General features: G+C 71.4%; 13 protein-coding genes. 5 read left to right on the forward strand and 8 right to left on the reverse strand.

The features are described 5' to 3' along the window. Positions 1–40: 40 nt before the first annotated feature. Positions 41–736, reverse strand: coding sequence for a TetR/AcrR family transcriptional regulator (locus JOF43_RS05820; RefSeq protein WP_209900196.1), 696 nt, complete (start codon positions 734–736; stop codon positions 41–43). Between the two features lie 115 nt (positions 737–851). Here JOF43_RS05820 and JOF43_RS05825 point away from each other — a divergent pair, with 115 nt between their 5' ends. The 5 genes from JOF43_RS05825 (at position 852) to JOF43_RS05845 (ending at position 6,203) form a co-directional block, all read left to right on the forward strand. Beyond that, positions 852–1,811 (forward strand): NAD(P)-dependent alcohol dehydrogenase, encoded by a 960-nt coding sequence (locus tag JOF43_RS05825; RefSeq protein WP_245354027.1) that lies wholly within the window; start codon positions 852–854, stop codon positions 1,809–1,811. A gap of 250 nt (positions 1,812–2,061) precedes the next feature. Further along, positions 2,062–3,030 carry a carbon-nitrogen hydrolase family protein gene (locus JOF43_RS05830; RefSeq protein WP_209900198.1) on the forward strand — a complete coding sequence of 323 codons (969 nt, stop codon included), beginning with the start codon at positions 2,062–2,064 and terminating at the stop codon, positions 3,028–3,030. Between the two features lie 198 nt (positions 3,031–3,228). Then, positions 3,229–4,395, forward strand: a complete 1,167-nt coding sequence (locus JOF43_RS05835) for an oxygenase MpaB family protein (RefSeq protein ID WP_209900199.1) — start codon at positions 3,229–3,231, stop codon at positions 4,393–4,395. A gap of 136 nt (positions 4,396–4,531) precedes the next feature. Next, a complete protein-coding gene (locus tag JOF43_RS05840) occupies positions 4,532–5,356 on the forward strand; it encodes a serine hydrolase (protein WP_209900201.1) in 825 nt (274 codons plus the stop codon). Positions 5,357–5,600: 244 nt separating this feature from the next. Then, positions 5,601–6,203 carry a hypothetical protein gene (locus JOF43_RS05845; RefSeq protein WP_209900203.1) on the forward strand — a complete coding sequence of 201 codons (603 nt, stop codon included), beginning with the start codon at positions 5,601–5,603 and terminating at the stop codon, positions 6,201–6,203. 147 nt (positions 6,204–6,350) lie between these two features. On the opposite strand, the gene JOF43_RS05850 is transcribed toward JOF43_RS05845, so the two are convergent. The 7 genes from JOF43_RS05850 to JOF43_RS05880 form a co-directional block, all read right to left on the reverse strand. Beyond that, the gene (locus tag JOF43_RS05850; RefSeq protein ID WP_209900204.1) at positions 6,351–7,478 is read right to left on the reverse strand and encodes a C40 family peptidase; all 1,128 of its coding nucleotides are present in this window, start codon (positions 7,476–7,478) and stop codon (positions 6,351–6,353) included. A 130-nt stretch (positions 7,479–7,608) separates the two neighbouring features. Continuing rightward, positions 7,609–8,796, reverse strand: coding sequence for a dipeptide epimerase (locus JOF43_RS05855; RefSeq protein ID WP_209900206.1), 1,188 nt, complete (start codon positions 8,794–8,796; stop codon positions 7,609–7,611). A gap of 11 nt (positions 8,797–8,807) precedes the next feature. After that, positions 8,808–9,959: a DUF819 family protein gene (locus JOF43_RS05860; RefSeq protein ID WP_209900208.1), complete on the reverse strand. Its 1,152-nt coding sequence runs from the start codon at positions 9,957–9,959 to the stop codon at positions 8,808–8,810. 152 nt (positions 9,960–10,111) lie between these two features. Beyond that, entirely contained in the window at positions 10,112–10,432 is a 321-nt protein-coding gene (locus tag JOF43_RS05865; RefSeq protein WP_209900210.1) for a DUF3870 domain-containing protein, read from the reverse strand. A 10-nt stretch (positions 10,433–10,442) separates the two neighbouring features. Continuing rightward, positions 10,443–10,982, reverse strand: coding sequence for an N-acetyltransferase (locus JOF43_RS05870; protein ID WP_209900212.1), 540 nt, complete (start codon positions 10,980–10,982; stop codon positions 10,443–10,445). Beyond that, positions 10,979–12,457, reverse strand: a complete 1,479-nt coding sequence (locus JOF43_RS05875; protein WP_342592094.1) for an NAD-dependent succinate-semialdehyde dehydrogenase — start codon at positions 12,455–12,457, stop codon at positions 10,979–10,981. The genes JOF43_RS05870 and JOF43_RS05875 overlap by 4 nt, the downstream gene beginning before the upstream one ends. 117 nt (positions 12,458–12,574) lie before the next feature. Continuing rightward, positions 12,575–14,554 (reverse strand): glycoside hydrolase family 15 protein, encoded by a 1,980-nt coding sequence (locus JOF43_RS05880; RefSeq protein ID WP_281065079.1) that lies wholly within the window; start codon positions 14,552–14,554, stop codon positions 12,575–12,577. Between the last annotated feature and the right edge of the window lie 111 nt (positions 14,555–14,665).

Consider the following 14,665-nt stretch of genomic DNA (forward strand, 5'->3'; position numbering starts at 1 on the left):
AGCGCGCGATCGCGTCGAGGGGCAGGCGTGGCCGCCGCCGTCACCGCCCCCGTTCGTGATGCAGGGCGGACGGCTCAAGAGCTGCTGGGGGCGGCAGGGGAGCGGTGTGCCCGGCGCGCGCGGCCTGGAGGACGTACGCCACCAGCCGGCGCGATCCGGCCACGGCGATCTCCGTCGGCTGCGTCGAGAGGGCGTCGACGGCGAGCAGCAGCAGGTAGATGTCGGTGTGGTCGAAGTCTGGACGCAGGGCACCGGCCTCCTTCGCCCGCTGCACGAGGCCGAGGAGGCTCTGATCGGCCCGGGCGCGTGTCGCGTCGAGGTCCACGGCGTCGGGGTAGCGGGCGAGGAACGCGGCGCTGAAGCCGCGGCTGCGGGCCTGCATCTCGCTGACCGTGGTGAGCAGTCGCACCAGGCCCCGCCAGGGGTCCTCGTCGGCCAGGGCCCGGCCGAGCACCGCGTCGCACTCGGCGAGCTCTTCGTCGAAGACGTCGGCGATCAGCGCGTCACGGGTGGGGAAGCGCCGGTACAGCGTCGCCGCGCTCACCCCCGCCCGTCGGGCGACCGCACTGAGCGGCACGTCGATGCCGTCGGTGGAGAACAGGGCGCGGGCGGCGTCGACGAGCACTGCGTGGTTGGCCCGCGCATCGGCCCGGAGGTGCTGCGTGCGCCCCGCCCCGGCGCCCCTGCGTGAGATCGGCGGATGATCCTGCGTCTTCTGCGAGTTCGGAGCGTCCATGTCTCTCACTTTAGGGATAAGTGGAAGAGGGTGTGCGCTTAGGTGGTTGACAGGAGGTGACGGCGCAGGATCGCGCCGCCCGAGGACCCCGACCGGAGGAGAACGAGGACTGCTCATGGACATGATGCGCGCTGCGATGTACGACCGCTACGGCCCGCCGGAGGTGCTGTACTTCGCCGACCTCCCGATCCCCGAGGTGCCCGCCGATCAGGTGCTCGTGCGGGTGGAAGCCTCCTCCGTCAACGGTGGCGAGCTGAGCGCGCGGGAGGGCAAGATCCGGCTGCTGACCGGCCGCAGGTTCCCGAAACTCGTCGGGATCGATCTCGTCGGTTCCGTCGAGCGCGTAGGTGCCGAGGTCTCGTCCGTGAAGGTCGGGGACCGGGTGTGGGGATTGGTCGATGAGAGCGTGTTCGGCGCCACCGCGGAGTTCGCCCTCGTGCGCCCCGAAAAGCTCGCCCCCGCCCCCACGACCCTCGAGCCCGTCGAGGCGGTGACACTGCTCGCCGGCGGCACCACCTCGATCACCGCGCTGCGCGATCACGCGCACCTGGGGCCCGGCGAGCGACTGCTGGTCCGCGGTGCCAGCGGCGGGGTCGGCAGCCTCGCCGTCCAGATCGGCAAGCTCTTCGGAGCACATGTCACCGGGCTCGCCGGCGCGAAGAACCTGGACTTCGTGCGCTCCTTGGGCGCCGACGAGGTCCACGACTACCGCACGACGACGCCCGCCGATCTGGGGCGCTTCGACGTGGTGCTGGACACCGCCGGGACCGACCACCGCACCTACCGCGGCCTGCTCGCCCCGGGGGGACGCATGGTCGCCGTCAGCCTGGACTTCGACCACCTGCCCGGGAGCATCGCCTACCTGGCCGGGTCGGCCGTCCACGGCGCGCAGCGCGTGCGCTTCTTCCGCGGCGATCCCCACAGCGACCTGGTGGCCGAGTTGACCCGTCACGCCGACAGCGGGGACGTGCGCCCGGTGGTGGACACCGTGCACCCCCTGGAGAACATCGCCACCGCGCACCGCGCTCTCGAGGCCGGCGGGGTGCGAGGCAAGCACGTCGTGCGCATCAGCTGACGCCGGGCGGTCGCGTCCCCGGGGAACCTCTGAGAGCGCCCGGCGTGCCGCGCCGTGCGACGCCCGGGCGTCGCGCTATTGTCGACGTGGCGTGACCGACGCCGAACCTCGACGGCCCGTCCCCAGCACGAGCCCGCACCTCCGGGTGCATCCCGAGGCAAAGGGACACTGTCTCCGGTCGCTGTCACGAACACCCGTACCTCGGGTCGCAGCTGCTGGGGAGCCGACGTGAGGTGCTGCGGGAGTCCGGATGACAGCACATCGAGCACTGAAGAAGCGCGTGCGCGCCCGCATGGCGCGCACGGGCGAGTCCTACACGGCTGCCCTCCGGCACCTCCGCTCCGTTCCAGGAGGCACCGTGCCGACACAGAACACCACATCCCCGGCCGTCCGCATCGCGACGGCCCAGACCACGCCGCACCACGACCCGGCGGACCCCGACGGATTCCGCCGCGCGGGCCGCGAGATCCGGGACCTGATGCACAGGGCCCGGGACCAGGGCGCGGATCTCATCCAGTTCCCCGAGGCGACCTTCTGCTTCCCGGACAAGTGGGCTCTGTCCCGCTCCCGGGACGAGCTCACCGAGGCCGACTGGCAGCTGTTCGCCTGGGACGCGCTCGACGCGGAGCTGCACCAGGTGCGGCAGACGGCTCGGCAGCTCTCGCTCTGGACCGTCGTCGGAGCGCAGACCCGTGCGCCGCAGACCGGGACGGTGCAGGAGCGCAGGCCGCGCACGAGCCTGCTGGTCATCGATCCCCAGGGGAGGATCCATGCGCAGTACGACGAGCGACGGCTGTCCCGGAGCAAGGCCACCTACCTGTACGAGCGCGGACATGAGCAGGTGACCCTCGAGGTCGGCGGGATCAGGCTCGGCCTCGCCTCGGGCCTCGAGGTGCTCTTCGGAGACATCTTCCTCGCGTACGAGGATGCCGGGGCCGACGCCGTGCTGTTCTCCTCCCAGGGACCGGGCGAACCCGAGGAGGCGGACAGTCTCTCGACTTCGGCCCGGGCTGCTGCTAGCCAGCACGGCCTCGTCGTCGGCTACAGCGTGCCCACGACGAATGCGCCGCACGTGCCGTCCGGTGTGATCGGTGCGAACGGCCGGTGGGCGGCGCAGTGCCCGGAGCAGGAGTCGCCGGCGCTGGTGGTCGTCGAGGTGCCGAAGCGACTGGACGGTGGACCTCGGGAGTGGAGGCGGTCGATGGTGGACGCCGGCTGACCGTCCCGCGCCCCTCAGCCACGGATCACCAGAGACTGGATACGAGCAGCGATCTCGCAGAGGCTTGTCCTCAGGCGCCGCGTCCGCGAGAGCCATACCGCCCGCCGCGAGCCCGGTGCCGCAGGCATCGCGGCCTCGACGGCCCACGAGCTTCCCGCCGAGGAGGGAGACTGGACATCGACGACGAGAGGATCGCCCATGACGACTTCCACCCCATCGTGGCCGCGTGAGCGCGGGCATCGCCGCGGACTGGAGCTGCAGTTCGGCGCCACCCGCGCGGAACTCGTAGGCAGGGCGCTGACGACCGGCGACCCGCTGGCTGACGCGGTCGTGGAGGCGATCCAGCGTCACGGCTCCTCGCTCCGGATCCAGCTCGGCCAGGGGCTCCATCACGGCCTCGGAACTCTCGAAGATCCGCACCCGGCCGTCGCGGAACTGCTGGCCAGCACCGAGAACCTGCCCGACTACGCGACCGATGAGCTGCTCGACCACGGATCGCTCGCCTTCTTCACCATGCCCCCGGCGGCGCACATCATCTCCCTCAGCGCCGGTGCTCTGATCCGTGTGTACCAGTCGCCGTCCATCACGAATGTGCTGATGACGACCGGACGGCTGGTCGAGGGCGCGGACCGCCGCATCCGGGAGACGGGCTCTTGGGTGAACACCGCGATGCTTCCCGGCAGCCTGCGCCCGGGCGCCCCGGGGTACGTCGCGACGATCCAGGTGCGGATGCTCCACGCCCAGATGCGCCGTCTCGCCCGCACCCGCAGTGTCGACGAGGAGTCCTTCGGGGTCCCGATCAACCAGGTGGACCTCGCGCGCACGTGGATGGACTTCACGGTCACCATGCTCGATGCCGAGGCCACGATGGGATTCGGCCTGACCTCGTCCGAGACCGCGGACCTCTACCGGTACTGGTGGGTGATCGCGCACCTGCTGGGCATCGACCCGGAGCTGGTCGAGGGCATCGAGTCCAACGACCAGGCGCACCGGGTGGACGCGATGTTCCAGGCGGTCACGGGCCCCCTCATCCCGGATTCCTCCGTGCTCGCGAGCGCCACCCTGTCGTCGATCTCGGGGCTCCTCCACCAGATCCTCAAGGTCCCCCCGACGCTCGGAGGGCTCGCCCTGAACGATCTGGCGCGGCGGTTCCACCCCTCCGCCATCGCCGAGGAGCTGGGCCTGCGCAGGAACGTCGTCGCCGAGAAAGCACTGGATGTCGCCATCGCCCGCGTTCGCAGCAGCCGGGCCACGCTCCGTCGGGACCCCGAGCGCTGGGCGCGGGAGCAGCAGAAGCAGCTCGCGGCGACCAGGAAGCTCGTGGCGAAGGGCTCCGTCGCGCTCTACGCGACCGGGGCCGAGTGAGGGGGCCGGTGTGGGGCGCCCGCGCAGCATCCCTCTGCCCGCGCGCGATCCGCGCATGGTCGATCTGCTCAGGATCACGGCTGGTCGCGGCTCGCGGGACGGCACCGGTTCCCGGATGGTCCTCTAGGGTCGAAGGATGACGATCCCGACCGCCGCCGCCCCGACGGAGACCGCTGTCTCCTTCTGCCTCCTCGACGCCGAGGGTCGGCAGCTCGCGGCCGAAGACGCGGAGCGGCCCTACTACGCCGCCAGCACCATCAAGCTGCACGTGCTGCTGGCCGCCCTCCAGGCCGCCGAGCGCGGCGCACTGGACCTGGACTCCACCGTCGCCGCGACCCGCTCCTTCACCGGTGCCGACGGCGCTCCCTTCACGCTCGGCGGTGACCACCTCGACCCCACGTATCCGCTCGACGGGGAGCGGGTGAGCATCCAGGCGCTGCTGACACGGATGATCGACCGCTCCAGCAACGAGGCCACCAACCATCTGCTCGAGCTGGTGGGCCTGGACGCGGTGGCCGAGTCGATCGCCGGCCTGGGCCTGCGCGCAACCCGCCTGGAGCGGCTGATCGGTGACGCGAGCGCGCTCGCGGCGGGGGCGACCAACGAGACCAGCGCGATCGATCTCGCCCGCACGATGCGTGCGCTCGTGCACGGCGACGGAGGTGGCGCCGGCGCCGGAGAGGGGGACGCCGGCCTCTCGCGGAGCTCGACCGTGCACTCCCGCGCCGCCCTGAGCGCCCAGCAGATCCCTGTGATCGGCCGGTCGCTGCGTGAGGGCGTGGCGTGGGGCTCGAAGTCGGGCTGGGTCGACGGTTACCGGCACGATGCCGCCTTCGTCGGCGACCCCGGCTCGCCGGACGTGTGCTTCCTGGCCGTGATGACGGCGGGGCTCGACCCGGAGGTGGCCGACGAGCGCATTGCGGCCCTCACCCGCGAACTGCTTCCCGACCGCACTCGCTGAGGTCCCGATCCGGCGGGTGACTCTCGGGCCGACCGAGCGCTCGGTGGACCCCGTTCCGGCACGACTGCACTGGTCCGGGCATGAACAGCGGGTGACAGGACAGCATGCGTCCCGCCGGAGGGGTTGCCCGGCGTGACCTTCTCGTGATCACAGTGAGGGCCAGATCACGCACGGCGCCGCCGTCCGACCGACCGGAGGCCGGACACCGCGGCGGGGCAGTGCACATGACACGGAGGTTCTGACCGTGACCGATCAGCTCATCGATTCCCCCTCCCGCCGCACCTTCTTCCGCGGCCTCGGCGTCGCCGGCGCCGCGGCCGTGACCGGCGCCGCCGCGTCGACGCTGGCGACCCCGTCGGCCACCGCGGCCCCGGTGCCGGGCTTCAACCATGAGATCTCCCGCGACGAGGTCATCAAGCGTGCCCACGCCTGGGTCGACGACCCGCGCCCGTACAGCATGGAGAGCTTCGACGTGGGCCCCGAGCAGGATCCCGACATCCTGTGGCGCCAGGACTGCTCGGGCTTCGTCTCGATGGCGCTCGCGATCCGCTTCGACGACAACCCGACCGGGCTGACCACCGAGACGCTGCACCCCGACGGCGGTTTCGACGTGTCCGACCCGATCACGAAGGACGAGCTGCTCCCGGGCGACTTCATCCTGCAGAGGAACGCCGACTCCTCCAGCGGGGTGGGCCACGTCGTGCTGTTCAACGGCTGGGTCGAGGGCGGCTACAACGTCCTCGAGCAGGCCTCCGGCGCCGGCGGCACCACCTCCCGCACCGCCACCTATCCCTACGACGACCTGCCGGAGTACCACCCGTTCCGCTATCGACTCATCGTCGACTGAGGACACGTCAGGCCTGCCCGCCGCGGAGCCGGCGGGCCCGGACCGCCCCTTGCGGATCCGGTGGACCCATCGGCCACGGATCGGGCGGCCGGGGCGCGTGACGCCGCCCCGGCCGCCCGACGACTTTCGGCGCGTCGGGGGCGCGGGTCAGTCGGCCAACTGAGCCCTCCTCGCCCCCGCGTACTCGCCGTCCGTGTCGTACTCCGTCAGCGACATGATCTCGACGCTGCGGGCGGCGTTGGGGGACTGCATGATCATGTCGTCCCCGAGGTACAGGGCGACGTGGCGGATGGAATCCGCGCCTGGCTCGGTCGCGAAGAACACCAGGTCGCCCCGCTGGAGGTCCTCCCGCTCCACCGGGTCCAGCCCGGAGTGGTTCTTCTGGTCCCCGGCGTCGCGATCGATGGCGATGCCGTGGTGGTGGAACAGCGTGTACGTGTACCCGGAGCAGTCGTAGCCGTAGGCGCTCACCCCGGCCCACAGGTACCGCAGCCCGAGGAACCGCTCACCGGTGGCGACGATGTCCTCGACCGTCGGCAGCGGGGGCTGCTCCCCGTGCTCGCGCACCACCACGTCCTCCGTGGGCAGGAAGGCGTGGCCACCCCCGGGGACGGCCACTCGCACCGCCGGCCCGGCATGGCCGAGCACCGGGAGGATCGTGTCGAAGGAGACATCGATGCCCGGGTGCCGCCCCCAGGGGGTGCCGGTGAGGGTGCTGGTCAGCGCGGTGACGGTCGCGGTCGGGGCGCAGGCCGCGTGGTGGGCGAAGCGGTCGTCGACCACCAGATGGATGGTCGGGACCCAGCCCGGGTAGCCGCGAGGATCGCGCGGGGTGCCCTGCGCGGTGACGACGACGTGCGCCCACTCGCCATCGACCTCGTCGACGATGACCTCGCTGCCGAGGACCGCCTGCGACTCGAGCATGCCGGTCAGCCATTGCCGGGACTCGGTGTCGGGCATGTTGGCGTTCCAGGCGTCGAGGTCGACGGGATTGGTCAGCGAGGGATCGTCGATCCCGGGGCGGTTCGTGCGCGGGTCCACCCACAGCGTGGTCGCGGTGACGGCGACGTGGGCGATGCCGCCCGGGGTGAGGCCGACTCCCGGCTCGGGCCAGGGCCCGGGATGTTCGGTGGGTCCCGAGCGCTCGGCGGGTCCGGCGGCCATCGCCGGGGCGACGGAGGCCAGACCAGCGGCGGCGAGCCCGGCGGTGCCGGCGGCGGCGAGCCGCAGCCCGTCACGGCGGGTCAGACGGGGGGTGGGGGAATCCGTGGACATGGTGTCTCCTTCGACGGTGTCCCCGCCGGAGCGGGGGTGTGCAGATCCGTGATGTGGGGTCATGACCTGCGTGGACGTGCTCTCGCACGGGAACGTCGGCCGGGTCCGGCCGGCGCGATGGGACCTCGGATCATCGACCACCTCCGGTCGGGTCGGCCACGCCGCCGCTGGCGCCCGGTCGGGCGGGGACCGGCGGTACGTCGGCCCCGGACGGGTCGACGTCGGCCGTGAGGCGTTCGAGCCCGAGCCCCGGACCGCCGGTCAGACGCATCCACCCGCGCTCCTGCGTGTACCCGCCGGCGGGGACGTCGGAGGCGAACCAGAAGGGCGGATCCAGGTCGATCAGGGTGATCGCGGGGTGGGCGACCGCCAGGTGTGCGGTGGCGGTGATGGAGATGCGCGGCTCCATCATGGCGCCGACCATGCACTCCACCCCGGCCTCGAGGGCGACGTCCGCGATGGCCAGCGCCCCGCGCAGCCCGCCGGTCTTGGCGAGCTTGATGTTCAGCAGGTCCACCGCGTCGGCCTCGACCAGACGCCGTGCGTCGGCGGCGTCCCACACGGACTCGTCGGCCATGATCGGCACCTCCACCGCGGCGGAGACCCGGGCCAGGCCCTCGATGTTGGCGGCGGCCACCGGCTGCTCGACCAGATCGACCGGCAGTCCGTCGGCGACGAAGCCGGCGATGATGTCGATCGCCTGCTCGGGCTCCCAGCCCTGGTTGGCATCCAGCCGAAGCCGGGCGTCGGGGGCGGCCGCCACCACCGCGGCGAGACGCTTGCGGTCCTCGTCGATGTCCCGGCCGAGTTTGATCTTCAGGATCTGCTCCCCGCCGGCCACGGCCTCGCGGGTGTGCGCGGCCATCACGTCCGGGTCCTCCAAGGAGATGGTCATGTCGTTCATCAGGCCGTCGCCGACCCGCCCGCCGAGCAGCTCCACCAGGGGAGCGTCGAGGGAGCGGGCCCAGGCGTCGTGCAGCGCCACCTCGAGCGCGGCCTTCGCACTGGTGGCGCCCTCGAGCGCCGCGGCCACGCGGGCGGAGAGCTCGGTGATCGTGCCGCGGGCCCCCTCGACGGCCCGGCGCAGCGGACCGTCCAGCGCCTCCGCGATGGTCGCAGCCGATTCCCCGGTGACCGCGACGGTCTCGGCGGCACTGCCCTGACCGACGGTGCCGTCCGCCAGCTCCACCTCGGCGACGACGTACTCCACGGCCTCGGTGCGGCGGGCTGCAGTGACGAAGGGACGCAGCAGCGGTGCCCGGTGGCGGTGCGCGCGCACCGCCACCACCTCCAGTGGCGAGCTCTGGGTGCTGGTCATCGCGTCGCCGCTCACAGCGCCGACATCAGGGACGCGGCGGCGAGCCCGACGAAGGTGCCCAGGAACGAGCCGATCAGCGCCATCAGCACACCGACCGGGACCAGCTGGCGATTGAAGGCGGCGGCGACCACCGGGGCCGAGGCGATGCCACCGATGTTCGCGGTCGAGGCCACGGCCAGGGAGAACAGCTCGACCTTCGCGATCTTGGCGTACACCAGCATGATCGCGGCGTGGACGATCAGCACCAGGACGCCGAACAGCAGGTAGATCGGGGCCTGGGTGATCGCGGTGAAATCGGACCCGGAGGCGATCTGACCGATCACCACGAACAGCATCAATCCGGCGACCTCGCTGGATCCCGCGGTCTCGCCCAGCGGCGTCACGGCGATGAGCAGGCCCAGCACGGAGACGATGAGGATGGACCAGGTGGTGCCGTTGATGACCACGCCCCACTCGGGCAGCAGCCCGCCGACCCAGATCGAGACGGTGGAGACCAGGATCGAGCCGAACGCGACGATCGCGAGAGAGGTCGCGGTGATCGGCTTCTTGTCGCTGTCGAAGGCGCCCTCGTGGGCGTCGAGGTAGGAGGTGTCGGCCTTGGTCCACTTGTTGAACTTCGGGGAAACGGCGACCGAGGCGAACATGAGCATCAGCCACACGGAATACATGAGCGTGTCGGTGATCAGGGCGTAGCCGAAGATGGGCTCGGGGGCCTGCAGGATGTCCTGCACCGCGACCATGTTGGCGCTGCCACCGGTCCAGGAGGCGAGCAGCGCGCCGAGCACCTTCCACGCCTCGCTGTGCACGAAGCTCTGGAAGACGACGTACACCCCGACCATGCCCAGGAACAGCGATGCGGCGGCGACGAAGTAGGTCAGCAGCAGCTTGGGGCCGAGCCGGATGATCTTCCGCAGATCGCAGCCGAACAGGAACAGGAAGATCATCGCCGGCAGCAGGACGTCCTTGACCTGGGCGATGGGCTCGCGGGTCGCTTCGTCGTCGCTGAACACGCCGAGCGAGTTGAGGGTGGCGCACAGCAGGTACATCAGCACCATGCCGGGCACGTACTTGAACAGTTTCCAGCCGGTCGTGCGTTCGAGCACGATCAGCACGCACGACAGTCCCAGCAGGACGCCGAGCATGAGCAGGCCGTCGGTGATCACGGGAGAGCTCCTCGGGAAGGGGTGGAGGGCGCCGCCAGGGCTCAAAAAAATCGGAAGCACGCTCGAGCGACGCCTCGGGCGAGGCGCGATCGGGTGCTTCCGACGGGATCCGGTTCGGTGAGGTTCCGGGCAGACGGCGAGCGCGTATGGAGTTATGCGGCGGGACCGGCCGACAAGTCGCGGTACTTCGCGGCGGCGTTGCGCACGGCTGTGGCGAGCGCCCTCTGCGAGGACCCGTGGTACCTGTCGGTGATCGACCCCACCAGGGAATCGTCCTCGAGGAGCGAGCGACCCACCAGCAGCTCACGGACGAACTCGACGGTGAGGGTCAGCGTGGCGGTGCAGTCCGCTTTCTCGATGACGTGGGACTCAGTATCGACGATGAGGCCGATGAAGAACAATCCCCACTGCTCCGTGATCGGATTGTTGCTCGGCGCCTTGGACTCGCCGGTGAGGTAGATGGTGCTCGCCATGAGGTGAAGACTACGGCGTGGACGTGGGGCGCAGCGGGCGCTCCAGGAGCACGGTGGTGAAGTCCGGGAACTCCTTGCGCCGCACCGAGGCGAAGCCGAGCCGGCAGTAGTACGCCACCAGGTGGGGAGCGCAGTCCAGGCGCAGCAGGGAACGTCCGCGTCGGAGACCCTCCGCGGCGGCCAGCTCGAGCACCTGCTCCCCGAGCCCGCGCCCGGCGGCGGGGAGGTCGACCATCAGCCCGTGCACGTACAGCGCCGAGGCGACGTCGTCGTCCCAGAAGTCGGGGTCCGAATCGAGCAGCCGGCCGGCGGCGAGCAGCTCGTCGCTGCTCGAGCTGTCTCCGCCGTCGGCCCGTGATCCGTCCCCGACCAGGCGGAACCATTCTCCTCGGTCGACCTGCGTGAGGATCTCCATCCGGGTCTGGGAGCCGGGCGCCCACTGCTCGATGCCGCGTTCGAGCATCCACACCTCTCGCGCGGAGCGGATCCGTGCGAGGGACGGCACGTCGACGGGCGTGCAGCGCGCCAGCCTCCCTGCGTCGACGCTCACAGCGGCAGGCGTACGTAGGTGGTCTCGAGGAACTCGGCGAGGCCTTCGTGGGAGCCCTCGCGGCCCAGCCCCGATTCCTTGACGCCGCCGAAGGGGGCCGACGGGTCAGAGGCCACGCCCACGTTCACGGCCACCATGCCGGACTCGATCCGGCCGGCGACGTCCGCCGTCTCGCCGAGGTCCTCACCCATCGCGTACGCCATCAGCCCGAACTCGGTGTCGTTGGCGGCGGCGACCATGTCCTCGACCTCGTCGAGCACGATGACCGGCGCGACCGGCCCGAAGATCTCCTCCCGGTTCACGCGGGCCTCGCGCGGCACATCGGCCAGCACGGTGGGAGCGTAGAAGAAGCCCTCGCGCTCCAGGCGCTTCCCGCCGGTCAGCACCCGCGCGCCGCGCTCGACGGCATCGGCCACGAGGTCCTCGACCTTCGCGATCCCGTCCTCGTCGATCAGCGGCCCGAGGGTCGTGCCCGCCTCGGCGCCGGGGCCCACCACCAGCTTCTCGGTCTCCTCGGTCAGCCGCCGGGTGAACTCCTCGGCGCGGGAGGAGTGGACGTAGAAGCGGTTCGCGGCGGTGCAGGCCTCGCCGTTGTTGCGGAACTTCCCGAGCATCGCCGCGGTGACGGCGACCTCGACGTCCGCCGAGGGCAGCACGAGGAAGGGGGCGTTGCCGCCCAGCTCCATGGAGGTCTTCAGCACGTGCTCGGAGGCCTGGGACAGCAGGACCTTGCCCACCGGGGTGGAACCGGTGAACGAGACCTTCCGCAGCCGCGGATCCGCCATCAGCGTGGAGCTCAAACCCTTCGAGTCGGAGGTGACCACGCAGTTCACCACCCCGGCGGGCACACCCGCCTCGGCCAGGATCTCCATGAGGATCAGAGAGGTCAGCGGGGTCTTCTGCGCGGGCTTGAGCACCACGGTGCAACCGGCCGCCAGCGCCGGGCCGATCTTGCGGGTGCCCATCGACAGCGGGAAGTTCCACGGCGTGATCAGCAGGGTGGGGCCGACGGGCCGGGCCACCGTCACGATCGCCTCCTGCGCGGAGGGGGCGTGTCGGAAGCGGCCGGGCAGACGCACCGCCTCCTCGCTGAACCAGCGCAGGAACTCGGCGCCGTAGGTGACCTCGCCGTAGGCCTCCTTCAACGGCTTGCCCATCTCGAGCGTCATGGCCAGCGCCAGGTCGTCGGCCCGCTCATGGGTGAGCTCGTAGGCGCGGCGCAGGATCTCCGAGCGCTCGCGGGGAAGGGTCGCCGCCCAGTCCGCTTGCGCGGCCGCCGCGGCATCGAGCGCCCGGGGGCCGACGGTGGCGGCCTCGGCGTCGACCACCGTGGTCAGCGATCTGGCGGTGGCCGGATCCAGTACCTCGAGGGAGGGATTTCCCCCCAGGAAGGAGCCGCCGACGAACGAGCTGCGGGGCACACGCTCGAGCAGGTCCGCGATGCGGTCGGGGGTGATGGTGGGCAGATCAGGCACGAGATCCTCCTGCGTCGACGGGTCCTCCCAGTCTGCACCCGGCGGCGTGATCGGTGGAGGGGTGTCGTGACCGGTCGGTCCGCCCGGGGCGGTGCACATGACGGCGGATCGGCGGCCTCAGCGACGAGCGGCGGCGAGGGCGTCGACCGCCCGGATCAGCCCGAGGTGGCTGAACGCCTGCGGGAAGTTGCCGGCCATCCGCCCCGCGCCGCTGTCGAACTCCTCGGCCAGCAGCCCGAGATCGTTCGCGCAGCCCAGCAGCTGCTCCATGAGTGCCGAGGCCTCCTCGAGCCGCCCGGAGGCGGCGTACTGCTCGACCAGCCAGAAGCAGCACACCAGGAACGGGTGCTCGTCGCCCGGCAGACCGTCCTGACCCTGCGTGCGGTACCGCAGGATCAGACCGTCCCGAGTGCGGAGGTCCTGTTCGATCCGGGCGACGGTCGCGAGCATGTGCGGGTCGTCGGCCGGAAGGAAGCCGGTGTGCGGGATCTGCAGCAGGGAGGCGTCGACCTCGGTGCTGCCGTAGGTCTGGGTGAAGGCGCCATCGTCGCCGACGCCGCGGGTCATGACCTCCTCGCGCACCTGGTCCCGCAGTCGCTTCCAGAGGGACAGGTCCTCGGAGGACGCGGGCTGGCCGTGGGACTGGACCGCGTCGATCGCCCGGTCGAAGGTCGCCCACACCATGACCCGGCCGTGGGTGAAGAAGGCGGGCTCGCCGCGCATCTCCCAGATGCCCTGGTCGGGCTCGTCGAGCTGGTCCACCGTGAAGCGCACCAGAGCCTTCTGCAGCGGCCAGGACCACTCGGACTCCTCGAGCCCGGCATCGCGCATGGCCGACAGTGCGATCATCACCTCGCCGACCACGTCGGCCTGGTACTGCACGGCGGCGCCGTTGCCGATCCGCACCGGCACCGAGCCCTCGTAGCCGGGCAGGTGCTCGAGCACGCGCTCGGGCAGGTTCCTGTCGCCGGTGATGGAGTACATGATCTGCAGCCGTTCGGGGTCGCCGGCGATCGCGCGCAGCAGCCAGTCGCGCCACGTCGAGGCGGCGTCCACGTGGCCGTGGGCCAGCAGTGCCTCCAGGGACAGAGCGGCGTCGCGCAGCCAGCAGAAGCGGTAGTCCCAGTTGCGCACCCCGCCGAAATCCTCGGGCAGGCTCGTGGTCGCGGCGGCGATGATCCCACCGGTGCGGCGATGGGTGAGAGCGCGCAGCACCAGCAGCGAGCGGGCCACGTGCTCGGAGTGCTCGTCCTCGACGCGCACCTTCCCCAGCCAGGTCGACCACCCCTGCGAGGTCCGCTCGAGAGCGGACGCGACGTCCGGCTCCGCAGGGACCTCCTGCCAGGAGGGGAACCAGGTCAGCACCCAGGCGGCGGTCTCGCCGGCGGTCAGCTCGTGGCGCCCTTCATGAGAGCGCCCCTTCGCCGCGAGCGGCGGTCCGTGCAGGGCGATGCCGTCCCCACCGGCCACGGCGATCAGCACCCTGTCGACGGCGGTGTCCTGCCCGCGGCGCACCCACGGCACGGCCTGCCCGTACTCGAAGCGGATCTTCAGCTGCTGGACCACCTCGACCTCCCCCTCGGTGCAGGTCACCGAGCGGACGAGGTCCGAGTGATCATCGACGTCCCCGGACAGGGAGGTCGCACTGCCCGGCGAGGACCCGGCGGTGGAGCCGGTCGGCTCGCCCCCGGCCGAGGCACTGTCGTCGGCGCGGGGCCCGGTCGTCTCGCCGAGGGAGGCGTCGGAGCCGGTGCCCTCGTCGGACGCGGGCCGCGTGCGATCGGCGTCGATCGGCAGGAACTCGGTGACCGTGGCGGTCCCGGTGGGGGAGCGCCACACCGTCTCGAGCACCATCGTGGCGGGCAGGTAGCGGCGCGAGACCACCTCCCCGTCGGCGATCCGCAGCGACCAATGCCCGTGCTCCTCGTCCCCGAGCAGCGAGCAGAACAGGGCATCGGAGTCGAACCGCGGCATGCACAGCCAGTCGATGTCCCCCTCCCGGGTCACGAGCGCGGTGGTGCGCTGGTCCGACAGCAGGGCATGGTCTTCGATGAGCGGACTGGTCATGGCCCCAGTCCACCACGCAGGGCCTCGCAGCGGTGGGGAACCAGTCAACTCGGCCGGGACGGTGCGCCATGCCGGACCACGGTGGCGGCATCGGGACCCATCCCTCTTCGGCCGAATCGCTCCACGAGACCCTCGGCCGGC

The sequence above is a fragment of the Brachybacterium sacelli genome, assembly GCF_017876545.1.
GTDB classification, from domain to species: domain Bacteria; phylum Actinomycetota; class Actinomycetes; order Actinomycetales; family Dermabacteraceae; genus Brachybacterium; species Brachybacterium sacelli.

Coding starts and splice junctions, on each gene's coding strand:
- JOF43_RS05825 (WP_245354027.1), top strand. CDS start 852: ATGGACATGATGCGCGCTGCGATGTACGACCGCTACGGCCCGCCGGAG.
- JOF43_RS05830 (WP_209900198.1), top strand. CDS start 2,062: ATGACAGCACATCGAGCACTGAAGAAGCGCGTGCGCGCCCGCATGGCG.
- JOF43_RS05855 (WP_209900206.1), bottom strand. CDS start 8,796: ATGACCAGCACCCAGAGCTCGCCACTGGAGGTGGTGGCGGTGCGCGCG.
- JOF43_RS05835 (WP_209900199.1), top strand. CDS start 3,229: ATGACGACTTCCACCCCATCGTGGCCGCGTGAGCGCGGGCATCGCCGC.
- JOF43_RS05840 (WP_209900201.1), top strand. CDS start 4,532: ATGACGATCCCGACCGCCGCCGCCCCGACGGAGACCGCTGTCTCCTTC.
- JOF43_RS05865 (WP_209900210.1), bottom strand. CDS start 10,432: ATGGCGAGCACCATCTACCTCACCGGCGAGTCCAAGGCGCCGAGCAAC.
- JOF43_RS05850 (WP_209900204.1), bottom strand. CDS start 7,478: ATGTCCACGGATTCCCCCACCCCCCGTCTGACCCGCCGTGACGGGCTG.
- JOF43_RS05820 (WP_209900196.1), bottom strand. CDS start 736: ATGGACGCTCCGAACTCGCAGAAGACGCAGGATCATCCGCCGATCTCA.